17 protein-coding genes are annotated in these 20,024 nt (G+C 44.9%); 7 read left to right on the forward strand and 10 right to left on the reverse strand.

Annotated features, from left to right (window positions below):
* Nucleotides 1-24: 24 nt before the first annotated feature.
* The 3 genes from atpB to AC6H1S_RS16315 all read right to left on the reverse strand — a co-directional run bounded on the left by atpB (nt 25) and on the right by AC6H1S_RS16315 (nt 2,015).
* Nucleotides 25-1,158 (reverse strand): F0F1 ATP synthase subunit A, encoded by a 1,134-nt coding sequence (gene atpB / locus AC6H1S_RS16305; protein ID WP_199137107.1) that lies wholly within the window; start codon nt 1,156-1,158, stop codon nt 25-27.
* A 17-nt stretch (nt 1,159-1,175) separates the two neighbouring features.
* Nucleotides 1,176-1,562, reverse strand: a complete 387-nt coding sequence (locus tag AC6H1S_RS16310) for a hypothetical protein (protein WP_497564295.1) — start codon at nt 1,560-1,562, stop codon at nt 1,176-1,178.
* A 225-nt stretch (nt 1,563-1,787) separates the two neighbouring features.
* Nucleotides 1,788-2,015, reverse strand: a complete 228-nt coding sequence (locus AC6H1S_RS16315) for an AtpZ/AtpI family protein (RefSeq protein WP_497564296.1) — start codon at nt 2,013-2,015, stop codon at nt 1,788-1,790.
* Between the two features lie 107 nt (nt 2,016-2,122).
* Between AC6H1S_RS16315 and porW the strand changes: the two genes are divergently transcribed.
* Complete coding sequence (porW, locus tag AC6H1S_RS16320; protein WP_497564297.1) at nt 2,123-4,927, forward strand: type IX secretion system periplasmic lipoprotein PorW/SprE; 2,805 nt, start codon at nt 2,123-2,125, stop codon at nt 4,925-4,927.
* Between the two features lie 95 nt (nt 4,928-5,022).
* Nucleotides 5,023-7,248, forward strand: a complete 2,226-nt coding sequence (locus tag AC6H1S_RS16325) for a transglycosylase domain-containing protein (RefSeq protein ID WP_199137101.1) — start codon at nt 5,023-5,025, stop codon at nt 7,246-7,248.
* Nucleotides 7,249-7,301: 53 nt separating this feature from the next.
* On the opposite strand, the gene AC6H1S_RS16330 is transcribed toward AC6H1S_RS16325, so the two are convergent.
* Nucleotides 7,302-7,574, reverse strand: a complete 273-nt coding sequence (locus AC6H1S_RS16330; protein WP_199137093.1) for a hypothetical protein — start codon at nt 7,572-7,574, stop codon at nt 7,302-7,304.
* Between the two features lie 251 nt (nt 7,575-7,825).
* Here AC6H1S_RS16330 and uvrC point away from each other — a divergent pair, with 251 nt between their 5' ends.
* Nucleotides 7,826-9,628, forward strand: coding sequence for an excinuclease ABC subunit UvrC (gene uvrC, locus AC6H1S_RS16335; protein WP_497564298.1), 1,803 nt, complete (start codon nt 7,826-7,828; stop codon nt 9,626-9,628).
* 116 nt (nt 9,629-9,744) lie between these two features.
* Here the strand turns inward: uvrC and porN are convergent, their stop codons facing one another.
* The 6 genes from porN to AC6H1S_RS16365 form a co-directional block, all read right to left on the reverse strand.
* The gene (gene porN, locus AC6H1S_RS16340) at nt 9,745-10,674 is read right to left on the reverse strand and encodes a type IX secretion system ring subunit PorN/GldN (protein WP_199137089.1); all 930 of its coding nucleotides are present in this window, start codon (nt 10,672-10,674) and stop codon (nt 9,745-9,747) included.
* Between the two features lie 6 nt (nt 10,675-10,680).
* Entirely contained in the window at nt 10,681-12,213 is a 1,533-nt protein-coding gene (gene porM, locus AC6H1S_RS16345) for a type IX secretion system motor protein PorM/GldM (protein ID WP_497564299.1), read from the reverse strand.
* 40 nt (nt 12,214-12,253) lie between these two features.
* Nucleotides 12,254-13,060, reverse strand: a complete 807-nt coding sequence (gene porL, locus AC6H1S_RS16350) for a type IX secretion system motor protein PorL/GldL (RefSeq protein WP_497564300.1) — start codon at nt 13,058-13,060, stop codon at nt 12,254-12,256.
* 39 nt (nt 13,061-13,099) lie between these two features.
* Nucleotides 13,100-14,431: a T9SS ring complex lipoprotein PorK/GldK gene (gene porK, locus AC6H1S_RS16355; RefSeq protein WP_497564301.1), complete on the reverse strand. Its 1,332-nt coding sequence runs from the start codon at nt 14,429-14,431 to the stop codon at nt 13,100-13,102.
* 276 nt (nt 14,432-14,707) lie between these two features.
* On the reverse strand, nt 14,708-15,478 hold the full coding sequence (locus AC6H1S_RS16360; protein WP_199137076.1) for a uroporphyrinogen-III synthase: 771 nt from the start codon (nt 15,476-15,478) through the stop codon (nt 14,708-14,710).
* Between the two features lie 16 nt (nt 15,479-15,494).
* A complete protein-coding gene (locus tag AC6H1S_RS16365) occupies nt 15,495-16,538 on the reverse strand; it encodes a DUF4271 domain-containing protein (protein ID WP_497564302.1) in 1,044 nt (347 codons plus the stop codon).
* On the opposite strand from AC6H1S_RS16365, the gene hemW reads away from it, so the two are divergent.
* The 4 genes from hemW (at nt 16,537) to AC6H1S_RS16385 (ending at nt 19,987) form a co-directional block, all read left to right on the forward strand.
* Complete coding sequence (gene hemW / locus AC6H1S_RS16370) at nt 16,537-17,700, forward strand: radical SAM family heme chaperone HemW (protein WP_497564303.1); 1,164 nt, start codon at nt 16,537-16,539, stop codon at nt 17,698-17,700. The two genes, AC6H1S_RS16365 and hemW, sit on opposite strands and share 2 nt — an antisense overlap.
* Before the next feature lie 51 nt (nt 17,701-17,751).
* On the forward strand, nt 17,752-18,549 hold the full coding sequence (locus AC6H1S_RS16375; protein ID WP_497564304.1) for a sterol desaturase family protein: 798 nt from the start codon (nt 17,752-17,754) through the stop codon (nt 18,547-18,549).
* Nucleotides 18,539-19,324 carry an SDR family oxidoreductase gene (locus tag AC6H1S_RS16380; protein ID WP_497564305.1) on the forward strand — a complete coding sequence of 262 codons (786 nt, stop codon included), beginning with the start codon at nt 18,539-18,541 and terminating at the stop codon, nt 19,322-19,324. The genes AC6H1S_RS16375 and AC6H1S_RS16380 overlap by 11 nt, the downstream gene beginning before the upstream one ends.
* Nucleotides 19,325-19,435: 111 nt before the next feature.
* Nucleotides 19,436-19,987: a fasciclin domain-containing protein gene (locus tag AC6H1S_RS16385; protein WP_199137072.1), complete on the forward strand. Its 552-nt coding sequence runs from the start codon at nt 19,436-19,438 to the stop codon at nt 19,985-19,987.
* Nucleotides 19,988-20,024: the final 37 nt, after the last annotated feature.

Consider the following 20,024-nt stretch of genomic DNA (forward strand, 5'->3'; position numbering starts at 1 on the left):
TAATTGTTTTTAAAATTATGCTAATTAATGGTGTTCTTCTACCGCCATGCCAATAAACAGGGCCGATAGGATGGTAAATATAAAGGCCTGGATAAAGGCTACCATCAGCTCGATAGCGCCAATAAACATGGCGAAAGGAATCGAGGCAGCAGAAACGAACAGGCTGTTGAATACGAAAATCAAACAGATCAGCGACAAGACCAAAATGTGACCTGCGGTAATGTTCGCAAACAAACGGATCATCAAAGCGATTGGCTTGGTTAACACGCCGATCAGCTCTAACGGAATTAAAAAGATCTTAATGGGAACTGGTACATTCGGCATCCAGAAAATATGTTGCCAGTAATGTTTGTTGCCATTAAACACGGTAAGCAACAAGGTAAATATAGCCAACACCATCGTTACAGCGATATTACCGGTTAAGTTGGCTCCACCTGGCAAGAAAGGAACCAAGCCCAGCATGTTGTTGAACCAGATGAAGAAAAACACGGTCAACAAATACGGCATGAAGCGCTCATACTTATGGCCCAGGTTTGGTTTGGCAATATCGTCTCTTACGAAAAGAATAACCGGCTCTAGCCATGAAGCCAAGCCTTTAGGCGATTTGCCCTGACGTTTTTTATAGTTTCTGGCTACACTTAAAAATACCAACAGCATGATGATGACCGAAAGGAACAAAGTGCAGGTATTTTTGGTGATCGAGAAATCTAAAGGACGTTTATTTTCGGCGTGGTGCTCGGCGTTCAGCTCTACATATTGGCCATGCTCATTAGCTACCTCAGAAGCGAAATAGATTTTGTCGTGCATTTTCACAAAGCGCTGTCCGTCTTTTTCAACTACCACCTTGGCCTCATCGTCGTGGCCAAATTCGCTGTTGTTAAACATAAATACCTTGCCCTTGTCATACAAAATTACCGGAAGACCGATATAAGTATCGCCGATTACGTGCCAGCTATGCGAGTCGGCTACGTGGTGCAAAGCAAATTTACCTATATTAAATTTTTCTTTTTCGGCTGGCGCTTCATGTGATTTTTCTGTTGCATGCGTTGTATCCGCCTGAGCTTTTACCCCAACAGACGACAACAAAAACGCCGAAAAAAGCGTAAAAACAACAATTAACCTCTTAAACTTGAATTCAAAAACGTGGCTACAATCCATTTACTCGCAGATTTTTACTATTTATTTTGGTGGCGCAAGTTACGCAACAAACAGTATATTTCAAAGAAGGTAAACAATAAATATAAAGAAAAAAAATTGAGGGCAAATACGATACTTTTTTCCTTGTTGTTTAGGCTGTAAATCAGCACGAAAGCCATAGAAAAGAGCATCTTTAGCGCAATAGAACCCATAATGGCCATAATGCCACTTTCGGGGTTGCGTTTAATGCCCAAAAAAGCAACGATATAGGCAATGAAAGTAAGCCCTGCCAAAAAGCCAAATACGAGCCAGAACTTATGAATCAAAACCTGAACCCCCGGAAAAGCATGGGGCAGCACCACGGCAATGCCGGCCAGCACCGCTGTATAGATAATATAATATAAAGTAAAACGTTGTATGCCCAAACCTGTAATTTTTTACAAAGGTATAAAAGAAAGTTTGAAGTCGCGAGTCCATGGCTTAGCGCAAGACGATTGGTAGATTTTTCAGCTTGCGGCTCTCGGACAGCAATTCGCAGTTAGCCATTTGCTATTTCAGTTGACTATCCAGCAATAAAACGGCAACTGGCTTTCGGCTAGCCACCCAACAACCAACAAACTAATGAACCAGTGAACTAATAAACCATTGAACTACTCATCCTTCGTAACCGAACGCACCACTTGATACAATGAAAAAACAACCCCCATAAGCCCCAGCAACGCCATAAAGATGGGCTTTTTGCCATCTCGATATTTATCTATCTGGTAGCCTATCAATGCAAATACGCCAATAGTGGCCAACATCTGAAAGGCAATACCGGTATATTTGGCAAAATTGCGGGCTCTTTTTCCGCGAATATTGTTTTTTGGTTCTTCCATGTTTCGACACAATAAATTTATACTAAATATGAAGAATATATTGCCGAATAAAATATTTTTGCATAACATATTATTATATTGCCATTAACACTCACAACCATACATCCTTGAACAACTACGCAAAACCGAGTATAAAGACCATCCTGCTTGGCTTGAGCATGATTTTGCTTTATGCCTGCTCAACGCAAAAGGACAATGCCGCCAACAGGAGCCTGCAAAATCTTTCGGCCAGGTATAATTACATCTATAACTCTAATGTATTGTTGGGCACTTACCAGGAAGAACTTGCGCAGACTTACAAAGATAACTACGACGATTTTTTGAGCGTTTACATTGCCCCCGAACCTATTGACTACCTCAGCGGCGCATCAAGTGCCACCGGCGATACCAAGGCTTTGGATGAAATTATTCGGAAAGCACAGACCATCATCAGCGAAAAAAGCCTCAGCAACTATATCGACGAAGCCTACATGCTCTTGGGCAAAGCCAATTTCTACAAAGGCAACTTCTTTATCGCTAAAGAATACTTTGATTATACAGCCAAAGCCTACAAAAAAGACAAGAACACCCATCTTACCGCCCTCAACTGGAAGGCTCGAAGCCTGATGCAGCTGCACAGCAACATCCAGGCGCGCGAAACACTCGATACGGTTTTGCTCGACCTCGATTCGGTAAAGCATAACAAAGCCGAACCTTTGGCTACACTGGCCCAGATGAGCATCAGCCAGCAAGATTATAAAAAAGCAATTGACTATCTAACACAGGCCATCAAAGAAAGCGGCCAAATGCAGTCGCGTACCCGCTGGCCATACATTTTGGCGCAACTGTACGAACACGACAAGCAGTACGAGCTGAGCCTGCGCAACTACACCAAGGTAGAAAACAGCAATTCTCCGTTTGAGATGTATTTCAATGCCAAGCTAAGCAAAATCCGCATCAACGATATTTTGAACGATCAAACGGCAGATCGTAAAACAGCATTGCTGAAGTTGCTGAAAGACGACAAAAACCTCGACTATACCGACCAGATCTATTACGAAGTGGCCGAAGATTACCTTGGCGACAAAAACTACGACAAGGCCGCCGAGTATTACAAACTATCGGCCCAAAAAAGCATCCGTAACAATTACCAAAAGGGCTTGGCCTATTTAAAGCTGGCCGACCTCAACTTTAAGAACCTGGGCAACTACGTCAATGCCAAACTTTATTACGATAGTGCTTTGATCGTTTTGCCTAAAAACTACCCCAATTACGAATCGATCCTTAAAAAAGGGCAAAACCTTGAATACCTTACCGAACGCTACCAGCTTATTTCGGAGCAAGATACCCTGCAAGCCTTGGCGCGTATGCCTCAAGAAGCCCGGGAAAAAAGACTCAATGAGATGTTTGAAGCCAAAAAAGAAACCGCAAATCCTCTTGCAGCCGCAGACAACATGGGCTCTTTCCAGCCGGGCCTGTCTTCACGCCAGCAAAGCGGAGGCACTTTTTATTTCAACAACCCCAACACCATTAGCAAGGGTTTTAGCGATTTTAGGCGACGCTGGGGCAACCGTATCTTAGAAGACAACTGGCGCCAAAGCGTTAAATCGTCGCAACAGGTAACGCAACAGAACCAGCTGGCCGCCATAGGCAACAATACGGCACCAACAGACAGTGTGCAAAAAACACAGGCGCAGGATAAAACAGCCCGCATTAAAGAATATACGGCTTTGTTGCCACTTACGCCAGCACAGTTGCGCAAGTCTGACCAGCAAATTATCGATGCTTATTTTGAGATTGCCGGTTTTTACCAGCAGGTCATCGAAGACCAGGCCGAAGCCATCAAGGTTTACGAGCAGCTATTGGCGCGCTATCCGCAAAACAACCATCGCGATGCCATTTACTACAGTTTGTACCTCGCCTACGCCAATACAGACCAGGCCAAGTCAGAAAACTACAGGAACAGGGTATTGAGCGAATTCCCTAATTCCGTTTATGCCAAAACCATTTTAGATCCTAATTTCTCGGCCAAGCAAAATGCGCTGGATGCCGAAGTAAACAAATCATACAATATTGTATTTGCCAATTACGAAAAAAAGGACTTCCCCAAGGTAATTACTGGGGTTGACGAAACCAGCCAGCGCTTTCCGGGCAATAGCCTGCAGTCGCAGTACGATTACCTGAAAGCCATTGCCATTGGCCGTACCCAACATGTAGATAGCCTGCTTAATGCCTTCAACGGCATTATTTCCAAGTATCCTAACGATGTATTGATTACGCCATTGGTAAAGGATCATATTGCCTACATCAATGCCCACTTGGCTGCATTTAAAGCTCGAAAAATTGCTCTCATCGATTTCGATCCGACCGAACCGCGTTTTATTGCCCAGCAAGAAAGCGTTGCGGCCCCTCAGCAGGCCATCAACGAACCGGCCAAAAACAATCCAGTAGCGCCCCCGGTAGAGAAACCTGCCGTTTCGCCACCAGCCGTACAACCTAAATCGGCCGATTTGCCGCCAGTTAAGGCCGAGCCGGAAAACAAACCTGTAGTGGCGCCGCCAGTAGTAGACAACCTGTTTAGCAAAGCCGAATCGAAAACCTACTATTATGTAATTGATGTGGCCGATATGACGGTAAGCGTAAGCTCGTCGCGCTTTGGCGTAGGCCAGTTTAACCGGGCCAATTATGTAGGCGACGGCCTCAAGCATCAATTGTTAGAGCTGGAAGAAGACCAGCTGATTTATGTAGGCAATTTCGAAAGCCTGGAAGATGTGCAGGATTATGCGAAAGGCATTACCCCATTGTTGCCGAGAATCATGAAGGTTCCGGCCAATACGTACAAAGGTTTTTACATCAGCAAGGAAAACTTTGATAAGATAAAGAACAGAGATACGTTAAACAGATACCTGGAATTTTTTAAGAATAACTATTAATCAAGGCAGAGGGCTAAAAGGCTGAAGGCGGTATTATCTCCGCATATCCTAAACCCTTTACCCCACACCTTACAAGAACAACACAACATAAACGAATGAATAAGCCCCTTACCCAAGAAGAGATCAGGAAATACAACAGAAGGATTTGGAAAGTGCTGATTGGCGGACTGGTGCTCTTTGCGCTCTTCATCGTAGCCATTAGCTTTGGCGTTTTTGGCGATATTCCATCTTTCAGGGCCATTGAGCACCCCAAAAGCAACGAAGCCACCGAAATCCTATCTGAAGACGGCAAGGTTTTGGGCACCTATTTTGTAAAAAATCGCTCTAACGTTAACTACAACCAGATTTCGCCCAATGTAATCAATGCGTTGATTGCTACCGAAGACGTCCGTTTCCGTTCGCATTCGGGCATCGATTTCAAAAGAACATTTACCATTTTCTTATATGCCATGATTGGCAAAAAACAAGGTGGAAGTACCATTACGCAACAATTGGCCCTCAATTTATTTTCGGAAGAAGGCCGACAAAAGAACTACCTGAAAAGGATTATCCAGAAATTTCAGGAATGGGTAATTGCCGTTAAGCTCGAGCGCAATTATACCAAGGAAGAAATCATTACCATGTACCTGAATACCGTCGATTTTGGCAACCAGGCCTATGGCATCAAATCAGCCGCAAGGGTGTACTTCAACACTACCCCTGATAAGCTTACCGTACCGCAGGCGGCTGTGCTGGTGGGTATACAAAGAGGCATTACCCGGTACTCGCCTACCAAAAACCCCGAAAGAGCATTGGCCAGGAGAAATACGGTAATGGCTTTGATGGTAAAAGCCGATTTTCTTACCCAAGAGCAGTTTGATCAGGAAAAAGACAAAGCCCTTAACCTACAGTTTACGGCGGCTACCACCAATGATGGCGTGGCTCCCTATTTCAGGGCTGTGCTTAAAGCCGAGGTTAAAAAGTTGCTAGACGAGCGTTCGATTACCAAGAACGGCGTGCCTTACGATTTGGATAGGGATGGCTTAAAGATTACCACAACCATCAACTACGACATGCAGGTATACGCCGAGCAGGCGCAAAAAGAATACATGAAACAGCTGCAGGCCCAATTTATAGCCAGCTGGAAAGGCCGAAATCCTTTTAAAGGAATGGAAATGCAGATAGACCAGGGCGTGAAACGCTCTGATCGCTACAAGGCCTTAAAACTAGAGGGCAAATCAGACGAAGAGATTATGCAGGATTTCAATACGCCCAGCAAGCTTACCATTTTTACCTGGAAAGGCAACCTTGATACGCTGATGAAACCCATCGATTCGGTAAAATACTATAAACTGCTGCTGCGCAATGCCATGATGTCGATGGATCCGAAAACGGGCTATATCAAAGCTTGGGTAGGCGGCATCAATTTTGAGCATTTCAAATACGACCAGGTTAAAATGGGTACCCGCCAAGTAGGCTCTACCGCCAAGCCCTTTACTTATGCCGTGGCTATCGAAAATGGCTATTCGCCTTGCCTTACCGTACCCAACGAACCAGTTACGATTTCTACGCCAGGCAGTCCCGATTGGACACCCCGTTCGTCTGGAACCTTGCCGGGCTCTATAACCCTGCAAAAGGCGTTGGCCTATTCTCAAAACTATGTAACCGCCTATTTGATGAAGCAGGTGGGACCAACGGCAGTAGCTACGGAAATCAAAAAAATGGGCATTACTTCTGATGTGCCCGTGGTACCATCTATCTGCTTGGGCTCATTCGATGCCTCTATTTATGATATGGTAGGCGCTTACGGGGTTTTTGCCAATAAAGGGGTGTGGACACAGCCAACTTATATTTTAAAGATAGAAGACAAAAACGGCGTGGTGCTTTACGACAGTAAACCCATCATTAAAGTAGCCATGAACGAAGAGGTGGCCTATGTAATGACACGGATGCTGAGAGGCGTAGTTACCGGAGGAACAGGATACAGGTTGATTGGCCGATATGGCGTAAACGTGCCAACCGGTGGCAAGACAGGAACTACGCAAAATAACTCCGATGGCTGGTTCATGTCAATCACACCTGATTTGGTTACTGGCGTATGGACGGGTTGCGAAGACCGTGCCTTCCATTTTACCAGCACCAGAGACGGCGAGGGAGCCAATTCGGCCTTGCCGATTTATGCTGGCTTTATCAAAAAGGTATATGCCAACCCGAACATCAAAATTAGCAAAGCCGACTTTGAGCCACCTAAAAATGGGGTGTCTATTGTGTTCGACTGCAACCAATACCAGCAACAACAAGAACAGGGCACTACAGAACTCGACAAAAAACTAGGCTTCTAACTAAGCATTATAAAAAAGCTCTTCTTAAACCAATTAAGAAGAGCTTTTTTATGTTAACCTAAACATTCCTGAAAAGGCACGCTTTCGGTGGCTGCGCCACCCTTATCGCGTACTACGCAGCGGCATTGCCCGCTGGCCATCTCCTCGCACCTCCCTACTACGCTATCGCCGCTCGCTCCATCGAACCAGCATACCGCACCGGTATTGGCGCACCTTGTTGTTACGGGTACATCAGCACTTTCGCCTCCCCTAATTTCGCTCATTTGGGCCCTGTTTAGCATTGCAGCACCTGCAAATACCTTTCTTTTTGAAACTTCTTTTTTCATGGTCAGACTGTTTTATTCTTTCAGTTCCTCGTGTTATAGGTCCCTTATCTTCTACCTGCCTCAACAGGCTAATAAAGTTAAAATATAAATTGACATTCTTATGGTCGCCGAATTTAATTCATAGCTTTTGCGGCAGGGCACGCAATTTTCGTTCCAAGAGCAAATAAGATGTCGATAATGCTAGGCCACACACGAGTTTTTTCAAAAAACCCAATGGGTAAAAACAATATCTTTGCTTTAATTTAAGCAGCATGAGTGTTTTCGATCATAAAAAGGCATTGGCCGATATTCCGCATAAGCCTGGCGTTTATCAGTATTTTGACGCAGAGGGAACGCTGATTTACATCGGCAAGGCCAAAGACCTGCGCAACCGGGTAGGCTCTTATTTTAACCTCGACAAAAGCCAGATCAATGGCAAAACAAGGGTCTTGGTTTCGAAGATCAGGAAAATTACCTTTACCATTGTAGATACCGAAATCGATGCCTGGCTATTGGAAAACAGCCTGATCAAAAAGCATCAGCCTCGCTACAACATCATGCTCAAAGACGATAAGACCTATCCTTGGATCATTATCAAAAAAGAGGCATTTCCGCGTATTTACTGGACCCGCAAATACATCAAGGATGGGTCTACCTATTTTGGCCCCTATGCTTCGGTAGGCATGATGCATACCATTTTAGACCTCATCAAAGAAACCTATACCCTTCGCACCTGCAACCTGCCGCTTACCCCCCAAAACATTAATGAGGGCAAGTTTAAGGTTTGTCTCGAATACCAGATCGGCAACTGCAAAGGACCTTGCCAGAATTACCAAACCGAAGCCGATTACGACCATAACATCGAAGAAATCAAAGACATTCTGAACGGCAAAATCGGCAACGTGATTCGCGACGTGAAACAGGTAATCAAAACCGCATCAGAAGAACTGAATTTTGAACTTGCGCACGCCTATCAGAAAAAACTCGGGGTACTGGAAAAATACCAGAGCAAATCTACCGTGGTAAGCAGCGCCATTACCAATATCGATGTAGTGAGCATTGCTTCAGACGAGCGCTATGCTTTTGTAAACTACCTGAAGGTAATGAACGGCAGCATTATCCAAACCCAAACCATCGAAATCAAAAAGCGCCTGGACGAGACCGACGAAGAGTTGCTCACCATTGCCATTACCGAATTTCGCACCAAGTTTAAAAGCACCTCCAAAGAAATTATTGTTCCGTTTGCCATTCAGCTGGTCGATCAAAACCTCAAGTTTACCGTACCCAAATTGGGCGAGAAGAAAAAGCTGCTCGAGCTTTCCGAAAAGAACGTGCTTTTCTTTAAACGCGAAAAGCTGAACCAATACGAGAAGCTGAACCCCGATCTGCGTACCGACCGGATCTTGAGCCAAATGCAGCACGATTTGAGGCTGACCCAATTGCCCCAGCATATCGAATGTTTTGACAACTCCAATTTTCAGGGCAAATACCCGGTTTCGGCCATTGTGGTTTTTAAGGATGCCAAACCCAGCAAAAAAGACTACCGCCATTTTAACGTTAAAACCGTAGAAGGGCCCAATGATTTTGCCACCATGGAGGAGGCCGTTTACAGGCGGTATAAGCGCATGCTGGAAGAAGGACAGACCTTGCCTCAGCTCATTATCATCGACGGTGGCAAAGGACAGCTATCGGCAGCCTTAACCAGTTTAAAAAAGCTGGACATCGAAAAGAAAGTAACCGTCATCGGCATTGCCAAACGTTTGGAAGAATTGTACTATCCCGGCGACAGCCTGCCACTGTATCTCGACAAAAAATCGGAAACGCTCAAAATCATTCAGCAGCTACGCGACGAGGCGCACCGTTTCGGCATTACCTTTCACCGCAAAAAACGCGACCAAGGCACGCTTAAAACTGAACTGGAACTTATTCCGGGTATCGGCAAAACCACAGCTGACAAATTACTGGTCAAGTTTAAATCTGTAAAAAAGATCAAACAGGCTACGCCAAAAGAACTGGAAGAAGTGCTTAACTTAAAACAAGTGGAGGCACTGAAGGCCTATTTTTCTGGTCAATAGTTAATGGTAGCCGATGGTTGATGGAGCATCGGCCTGGTATCACTTTTGCGAGATTTTTAAGCCTTCGCCCCAGTCCGCAAAAACAAAAGCCCCGATTTTCATCGAGGCTTTTCGCTTTAATATTCCCAGAGGCCCTGTTCAAAGTCGGCCATGGCTTTCTTGATTCTTTCTGATTCCAACAGGCGATCCTTCGAATTGCTGATGTAATCTTCAATACGGTTGTCGGCTGCGTTAGACTGTTTGACAATATTGCTAAAAAACAGACGGCGGGTAAAAACATCATCAAAGTTAATTCCCGAATTATCGTTAAAGTTATTGGCGATTTTCTTTTTCACCAAAATCTCACGCAGGTCGTCGAAATAAAACCAGCCGGTCGCACTTTTCAAGGTATCTGCCCTGGCGGTATTGGTGGTTGGGTCTACAACCGGATTACCGTTATTATCTACCTGTGTTTTCACATCGATACGCACCAAGGCCAAGCCGATAATGCGTGGTTCGAAAATACCGCGTTTGATATCCAAGATCCAATCTTCCTTCAATCTTACGATTGGGTAGCTGGCTGCAAAAAATTCATTGTTGGCCCTGTTAACTTCGTTCGTTCCCGGATTAACCCCTAAAAAGGCTGTGTCGGCTGCAGAATAAGTTCCGGCGGCGTTATTTGCTTTTTTGTTGTTGATGGGGTCTTTTTGAAAATCTTCGTCGTCATTGGCATACATATCCAATTCGCCATTTTTAAGCGCCTCGTAAATGACGCCGATCAGGTTGATTTTAGGGGAAGCCAAAATCTGATTGCCATGATCGCGCAAGTCGATTTCGCGCCATACCCTTTTGGTATAGGCTACATCTTCTTTGTTTACCACCGAGTAGGGCACTACCGTATCGGCAACGCTTTCTTCCCTGTACACATAGCCATCTTTTTTAGGCAACTTTTTCTTCGGGGTTGCAGGCTTATCTGTAGTAGTAGTTGGCGGCGGCGTAGCTGTAGTTTGGGCAAAGGCAAAAGCCGTTGTCAACAAAAGCAGCGATAGAAAAAATACTTTTCTCATAATTTTTTAGTTTACGGTAAATACCATCGAATTTACTGTAGGCGTACGTCCATCAGGCAATTGCACCTGAACATTGTCTATATAAACCACCGATTTGAATGGCAGGTTGGCCAATGCGGCCTTGGCTTGCGCATTCAGGTTATCGCCTTGGCAATAAATAATCTGTGCTTCTTGTCTTGGTTTAACGATGGTGATGTTGAACTTGGTTACCCTAACTTTCACATCAAACTCGAAATTCTCGATAGATGCGGTTACTTCGTTCTCGCTGGCCATTTTGTTGCCAGAGATGATACCACCCATTTTGCCTGCAAATTTGGCTACCGGATTAGGCACTGGTTTTACCCTGAATACACTATTGCCCAAGCTGATGGTCTTGCCTTCGTTGGCTGCTGATACGCTGATGGTTACATCTTTGCCTACCAAGCTTCCTGGTACATTGATCATAAATTTACCAGCGCCACCAGAAAGCGAACCTTCCGAAATACTGGCTTTTACGCTTTCTAGCGGGAAACCAGGTGCCGAAATTGAAAATGGATTCGGAATACCAGCATAAATTACATTCAGGTTGGTAGAAGAAACCGTAGCCGATGGCTTGGCCACTTGGTAAGTCATTTCTGGAGTAGGATAATCTTTAAAGTCTCCATTGGTTTGTTTAACCCTGATGGTACCTCTCCACTTGAATACACCCACACTTCCGGTACCTCCAGTATAAACACCCACACCATCTTTTACAGTTAACGGACTTCCATTTACAGTAATCACTGGATTAGACTTCGAATCGCTGGCGGTTAAGAATACGTCGGCTTTGTAAGGCTGTCCTTGGATTACGTAGCTGCTTGATGGCACGGCTACTGCCTTAAAGTTGTCGAAAGTCATTTGGGTTTCACTCATTTTGCCAAAGATCTTCTTCACCACTTCAATTTCAGCGTTTTTTAAATCGGCCTGAATTTTGGTTAAAATGGTATTGGCTGCAGTTAAAGGAGTACCCTCGCCAAAGTTGATGTCTTCCCACTTGGTTTTGCCGTTAACGGGCTTAGCCGCATCTTTTGCTTCTAAAGTAGCGGCAATGGTAGAGCCTTGAGGCAATAAGGCAATCAGTTTGGCCCTGGTATCGTTGATCTTGGCTTTCAGCTTTTCGCCTTCTTTTTTGTTGATCATGATCCCTTGGGCAATGTCCAAGTTATCACGCAGGGTTAAGTCGCCGGTTTCGGGGTTAATACCCTCTCCTTTGGTTTTAAATTCGTCCTTGAGCCTTTGCAGGTCCTTGTTCAGGTCGTCTGCCAGGGCTTTTGCCTTGTTGGCATCCTCCCAAAGCGGTTTTGCACGCTCTGGCTTATTTTTAAGTTCAGTATTTTCAAATGCCGTAAAAAGCTGATCTAAGCTGGTGCTTACATTGGTTTTAGAGGCGTCCAAACTATCATTGATATTCTTAAAAGCATTTAAGATTGTGTCTGAAACGTTTAAGGCCAGCATAGCCAACAATACCAAATACATGATATTGATCATCTTCTGCCTTGTCGTTTCTTTTCCTCCAGCCATGTTTAATTAGATTTAGTGATCGATTAAAATGAATGAATGATTAAACACGTGGTTGGTTCATTGCGGTAAGCATGTTACCGTAAATCGCATTCAGTGAAGCCAAGTTTTTAGCCAATTTTCCTACCTCATCCTTGAACTGTTTCGAATCTTCCATCGAATCGTTAAAGTTGCCCATCGTCAGCGAAAGGTTTTCGTAAAACTTGTTCATCGATTTCAGGTGCGCGCTCGAGCCCTGCAATTCCAATTCGTAAACGGCATTGAGGGCCGAAAGGTTTTTAGCCAGATTGTTTACCTGCTCGTGGTAGGCTTTGGTATCGGCATTGCTGTTGCCCATTTCTACCAATTGCTCGGTAGCCCTGTCAAAAGCGTTGCTAAGGTTATCGAAACTGGCTGAAGCCGTTTTTACTTTACCTGTAAATTCGTTGGTGGCCACTACGGTATCGGCCATATTTGAAATGGTTGATACCTTGTCGCCAAAAGTGCGTAGGCCGTTGCCCAGGCTTTCAATCAATTCAGGGCCAACCTTGGCATCTTCCAACATTTTGTCTAAAGCAGCGCTTGAAGAAACGCCTGAACTTGCGGCTGGCCTAATGGTTGCCTTTGGCAATTCGCCGTTATAGTTAGGCGCCAATTCTGGGTATACACGCTCCCAAGGCAATTCTGGTTCTGGCGGAAAAAATCCGGTTAAGAAAAACAATAGGGCCTCAACTCCTAAGCCAGCTCCAATTAAATAATTTGCCCATACCCCTCCAATGTGAAGGATTTTAGCCAATGCACCAAGGATTACTATACTCGCGCCCCAGGAAATTGCAATGTGTAACCAACCTGGTTGTTTCTTAGCTGCCATAATCTTTAAATAAGTTTCGTTTTAGTTTTTAGAGATAAATTAGTTTAATGCGTTTCCAGGGAAATCAGATACGCAGCGGAAGCCGATATAAGACCTCGCCTTGTCTTGGTACTCATAGGTACCTACCGAATTCTGCAAGAAGAAGCCCATGTCTTTCCATGAACCGCCCCTTACCACTTTGGCGCCTTTAGCGGTATTGGTATAATTAGGATTAAAATCTAACAATAAACTGGTAGCCGACCTGTTGTAGGCTGTGATGGTCCACTCTGCTACGTTACCAGCCATGTTGTACAAGCCATAATCGTTTGGCAAGTAAGCCCTGGCGTCAACGGTGTATAAGCCGCCATCGTCGGTATAGTTACCCCTACCCACTTTAAAGTTGGCTTGCAAGCAACCTTTGGTATTTTTGATGTATGGTCCGCCCCAAGGATATTTGGTTTGTGTTCTGCCGCCTCTTGCCGCATATTCAAACTCCTGGTCTGTTGGCAGCCTGTACCTCAACCTGACGTTGGCTGGCAGTTTTCGGGCCGAAGCCACGTTAGAGTACAACACAGTTCTCCAATTACAGAAGGCATTGGCCTGTTCCCAGGTTACACCTACTACCGGATAGCGGTCATAAGAAGGATGGCTGAAATAGGCCTCAACCATAGGGTCGTTCTGCGAATAAGAAAAATCCAACTTCCAAACCAAGGTATCAGGATAAACGCTTACCGAAGGATGCTCGTTGGCTTTGCCTGGCGTTGGGTTATCGGTATAGGTTTGGATAAAGTCTCTTCTGCTCTTGGTAGGGTCGTTTCTTCCGGCAGCTTCCAGATCGTGATCCAGGTAGCTGTAGGCATACTTCAATTTCCTGACATCTATTTCGTTTTTGCCTGGCAAAGCGTCGTTGCCGGCATAGTACATGTTCTGCAATTTAGATTTATACTGGCTATTTCTGCCCCAAAGCACGCTTCCGTTACCTACCCTGTTCCAGTCGATGTTTCTTGGCCCTACTACCGTACCGCCCGCCGCATTGGCTGGAGCCGGCCTGTAAAGGTTTGGCGCACCCGAATCGCCCATAGAAGCAATCGCCACCGAATCGCGCACCCAGTTTACAAACTGTCTGTATTCGGCATTGGTGATCTCGGTTTGGTCCATATAAAAAGCCGTAAATGAGGTCATTCGGCTTGGGGTTCCCTGATAAAAACTCATGTCCTCATCAGTCATACCTATTAAAGTCCTTCCGGGCGGAATAAATACCATTCCGAGCGGAATAGTTCTATTGCTGAACTTTTTATTGTATGCACCTACCAGCTCTCCCTTGTTGCCACCTGAGCAACTGGCCAGAAAGGCACAAATGATGAAAAAACTAAAAAGGTATATTTTCCTCATAAAATCAGTTAAGCGATTGTAATAATTTTAATAGCAATTTTATCGAATATCCTTGATATAAACAATATTTAACGCAAATAAATCAGGAATAATTTAAAATTAAATCCGCATCAAACCATTGCTTGACATCAGCCAGCAACTCAAAACAGTTTCGTCCAAGTAAAATTTTTAACATTAAGTTATTGAAAGCAAATTGTTTACTAGATTCTGCAAACAGGTGCTTTAAACCGCAAAAAATCTTAATTCAGAGTACTTAACGACAAAAAAACCGTTTTATTACTTGTTAGATTTTTTGATGTAGTTTTCGATAGCCATAATCATTGACGGCGCTTCTGGAGAAGGCGCTGCAATATCTACAATCTGTCCCGCTTCGGTAGCCGCCTTGTTGGTGTTCGAGCCAAAGGCCGCAATACGGGTATTGTTCTGCTTAAAATCTGGGAAATTAATGTAGAGCGATTGGATGCTAGATGGACTAAAAAAGGCGATTACATCATAAAAAACATCAGCCAGGTCAGACAAGTCGCTAACCACGGTCTTAAACAGAACCGCAGGCGTAAAGTTGTAGCCGTTCTTTTGCAAAAAGTTCATGGTGTCTTCGGTAGCTACGTCTGAACAAGGGTAAAGGAATTGCTCTCCGGCATGTTTTTTCAGCACCTCGGCCAAATCGGCAGCGGTTTGCTTGCCAAAGAAAATCTTGCGTTTCCTATACTGGATATACTTTTGAAGATATAATGCCGTTGATTCTGAAATACAGAAATACTTGAGATCTGCTGGCACTTCGTACCTCATCTCTTCGCAAATCCTGAAGAAATGGTCAACCGCATTGCGACTGGTAAATACCACAGCTGTAAAATCGGCCAGGTTGATTTTGTCTTTCCTAAAATCCCTTGCCGGAACGCCTTCTACATGGATGAACGACCTGAAATCGATTTTCAGGTTGTATTTCTTGGCCAGATCAAAATAGGGTGATTTTTCTGTTTCGGGCTTCGGCAAAGTGATCAGAATACTTTTTACCTTGCGTAATCTTTCGTCTTTCTTTTCCTGCATTTTAACTTTTTACCTCTTAAAATCCTATTGCCTTGATTAATATTAGTATAGGGCAAATTTCGAGGGTGCAAAAGTACAAAAATAAATACATTTTAGAAAACCTATAGTGAGATAAAATGTTTATGCCTGCTCTTATAAACTGAAATACAAACACAACCACCAGCAAAATTATGGCTATCGCAATATAGTAAGCGCCATATTTTAAGGGCGAAAGTGCAAAAGCAATCACCAGCGGGATAAACAATAAAGAAGCATTAAAATAACTTAAATATAATATCGATACGTACTCGTTAACCGGTTTCTGGATATTGAATACATAGCCCAACAAGCGCAGCAATAAAATTTTGAGCACGTACAGTACAATAACCACAACAGAAATGGTTACGAAGAACTGGAAGCCATTGGCCACATAGTTGAGCTGCTGGTATTGGGCCGCCAAATAAAAGAACATGCCAATGGTAAAACCAAACTGTACAAAAAGCAGCAAGAACGGCCAAGACGTAAAAAGATTGTCTTCCTTGTTGAGGTTGCCCAACACCCGGTTGCTAAAAAACGACTGTACAATGGTAGCCAGCTGCTTGGAGAAGCTGTATTTTAACCCGGCAAAAAGCGCCACCAACAATGCAATGACCCCCAAAATCCATACTTCTCCTTTTTGAAGCAATTCTCCCTGCTGGCGCGGATCGCTGCTTGCCGATTTCAATAAAAAATCTCTTTTCAACACTTCGAAATCGAGGGTCGGGTAGCCAAAACCCTTACTCAGACTGTCGGCCAGCAATGCTTTGGTCAGCGAATCGAGTGGCATGAGCCTTTTGGGCGTAATGGTATCGGGCGCCAGGGCCTGTACCCCAGCCGTATCGAGAATGTCGGTTTGGAATATTTGCTGCAGGCTATCGGCAGGCACAGGAACCTGCTGGGCCTTAACAGGCCGCAAAGCGCAAAGGCACACCAGGCCAATTATTCCTAAAATCTTTCCGTACATGCTAAACTCCAAGCTAACAAGGTCTTTCTCGCTGCAAATTACGGCTTTATTCCTTTGTTTTCCTAATTGAAGTACCATGTTTAATTTAAGCTATCTTTGCACCATGGCCGGCATTTATATCCATATCCCTTTTTGCAAAAAGGCATGCACCTATTGCGATTTTCATTTTACCACATCCTTGAAACAGGTAGACGAAATGACCAATGCCATTTGTACGGAACTCGACCTGAAGAAAGACCGGATGACCGAACAAGTGCACAGCATTTACTTTGGCGGGGGCACGCCTTCGGTTTTACCCATCGCTTCGCTGCAACAGATCTTCGAAAAACTGACCCGCAATTTTGCCATAGCCAGCCATGCCGAAATTACCCTAGAGGCCAACCCTGACGACCTGAATGCACCAAAGCTCAAGGAATTGAGGCAATTGCCCATCAACCGTTTCAGCATCGGCATCCAATCGTTTTTTGAGGAGGATTTGCTTTGGATGAACCGTGCCCACCACGCCGAGGAAGCCGAAAGTTGCATCAAAAGAAGCCAGGATGCTGGTTTTGAAAACCTCAGCATCGACCTCATTTATGGCTATCCCCTGCTCAGCGATTCCAAATGGCAGGCCAACATCAACAAGGCCATCGAACTGCAAACACCTCATATTTCGGCCTATTCGCTTACAGTAGAAGAACGCACCGCCTTGGCCAACGCTATCCAAAAAGGCCAGCAAAAAGGCTTGAGCGACGAGCAAAGCGCGCAGCAGTTTTTAAGGCTGACTGAAGAGCTGCAAAAGGCTGGTTTTGAGCATTATGAGATTTCCAACTATGCCCTGCCTGGCCAATATGCGGTGCACAATACCAATTACTGGCGGGGCATACCTTATTTGGGCATCGGCCCCTCGGCGCATGGATTTGACGGCCATACGCGCCAGCTCAACATAGCCAACAATGCCAAATACCTGGCGCAACTTGGTGCAGGGCAACTGGCCGAAACCCGCGAAGAGCTTACGCTGACCGATCGCTTTAACGAATATATCATGACCTCGCTACGCACCATGTGGGGCACAGACCTGCAAAAAATAGCACAGGAGTTTGGCGCATCCCTAGCCCGCGAAACCCATCGGCAGCTGCAGCCCTTTATAACAAACGGACAGGTGCTGCTCGACGGCGAAAAAGCAAAACTGACCACCCAAGGCAAATTATTTGCCGACGGCATTGCCGCCTCGCTGTTTGCTGGCGACGAAGACGAATAGTTTGATGCATTTTGCGTATTTTTGCAATCATCTCTATTATTTTTTACAATTATGACTTGGGAAAATCTTTTCAAATTTTCTTTTCAGGTAGGTACTCGTTATTTTTTTATTGCCGGACTTGCTTTCCTGATCTTCTACATTCTATTTAAGGAGCGGTTCAGCGGCAGGCGCATCCAAACCAAGATGCCGAAAATGGCCGACCATCGGCGCGATATTTTCTATTCGGTCATTACCATTTTGATTTTTGGCGCATTGCCGGTTATTTTCCTCACCAACGATGCCGTTAGGCCTTACACGCGTCTCTATCAAAACATCAGCGATTATGGTTGGGTCTATTTCTTCTTGGCCTTTCCGCTGATGTTCATCATCCATGATACTTATTTTTACTGGACGCACCGGATGATGCACCATCCCAAACTGTTTAAGCTCTTCCATTTGGTGCACCATAAATCAACCAGCCCGACGCCATGGACGGCCTACTCTTTCCACCCTTTGGAAGCGGTTGTTGAAACCGGGATCTTCGTGCTCATCATTTTCATCATGCCGGTTCACGAACTGCACCTGGCAGTTTTCTTTTTCATCATGTTCGTGTACAACGTATACGGACACCTGGGCTATGAGCTTTTTCCGAAACGCTTCCATAAAACCTGGATCGGCAGGTGGGTGAGCACCTCTGTGGCGCACAACATGCACCACCAATATTTTAAGGGCAACTATGGTTTATATTTCTTATTTTGGGATAGGTGGATGGGTACATTAAGGCCAGAATACGACGAGAAATATGAAAAAGTCACAGCCTCTAAAGCCGATAAGGCGGCAAAAACAGTACAAGCGTTAAATGAAAAATAAAATAGTCTGGATTACGGGCGCCTCATCAGGCATTGGCGAAGCGCTGGTTTACGCCTTTAACGCTTTGGGCGCCAAGCTCATCATTTCATCGAGAAACCGGGATGAACTGTATCGGGTAAAATCGAACTGCAAGAGCCCGATAGATGTACATGTTTTGCCCCTCGACCTCGAAGATAGTGCCTCGTTACCTCAAAAAGCCACCGACGCCCTGCGCGTTTTCGGAAAAATAGACATCCTCATCAACAGCGGAGGCATTAGTCAGCGGGCATTGGCGCTCGAAACAGACCTCGCCACCGAACAGCGCCTCATGAATATTAATTTTTGGGGAACCGTAATTTTAAGCAAGGCCGTATTGCCACAAATGTTGACCCATGGCAGCGGCAGCCTTGTATGCGTGAGCAGCTTGGTGGGCAAGTTCGGCACCCGTTTCCGATCGGCCTATTCGGCTTCAAAGCACGCCTTGCACGGCTATTTCGATTCCTTGCGCATTGAAATAGACAACCCGAATATTCAGGTGCTTTTGGCCTGTCCCGGATTTATCAGAACCCGAGTAACCATCAACGCGCTTACAGCCAACGGCTCGGCCCAAGGCACCATGGACAGTGCGCAAGAAAACGGCATGGCGCCCGAGGTTTGTGCCCAAGCCATCATTAAGGCCATCACGCAAAAAAAGGAAGAAGTTTATATAGGTGGCAAGGAAACGAAAGGGGTGCTGCTTAAACGTTTTTTGCCAAGGCTCTTCTCCAAAATCATTCGCAAAGCCAAAGTCACTTGACAGATTTAAAATTCAATCAGCTGATTTACAGTTATTTGAAAATTATTTTCAACTCGTAAAAATCCAGGCATTCCCGTGTTGCGTATCTCTTTTCAAAATCAACATAAAAACATGAAAAGAATATTCCTATTTGCAGTTGTCGTAGTAGCTATGGCATTCTCTACTCAGGCTCAGGCCCAAAAAAATCCGATGGTTGGCGGTGCGGCCATGTATCCAACCAAAGACATTGTAGATAACGCAGTGAACTCTAAAGACCATACTACCTTGGTGGCAGCCGTTAAAGCAGCCGGCTTGGTAGAAACCCTAAAAAGTGCTGGTCCGTTTACCGTATTTGCACCAACCAACGAGGCCTTTGACAAATTGCCTAAAGGCACTGTAGGCAACTTAGTAAAACCAGAAAACAAAGCCACTTTAACCAAAATCCTAACCTACCACGTAGTTGCCGGAAAAATGGGTAGCAAAGAAATTGCTGCAGCCATTAAAGCAGGCGGAGGCAAAGCCGAACTTACTACCGTAGAGGGTGGCAAACTATGGGCATGGATGGAAGGCAAAAATCTGATGCTTAAAGACGAAAAAGGCGGCATGGCCAAAGTTACGATCAAGGATGTATTTCAGAAAAACGGGGTAATCCATGTAATCGATACCGTTTTAATGCCTAAATAGGTAAAATCTTAATGCAAAAACCAAAGCGCTACGAAAA

It is taken from the genome of Pedobacter sp. TM02, from assembly GCF_059705275.1.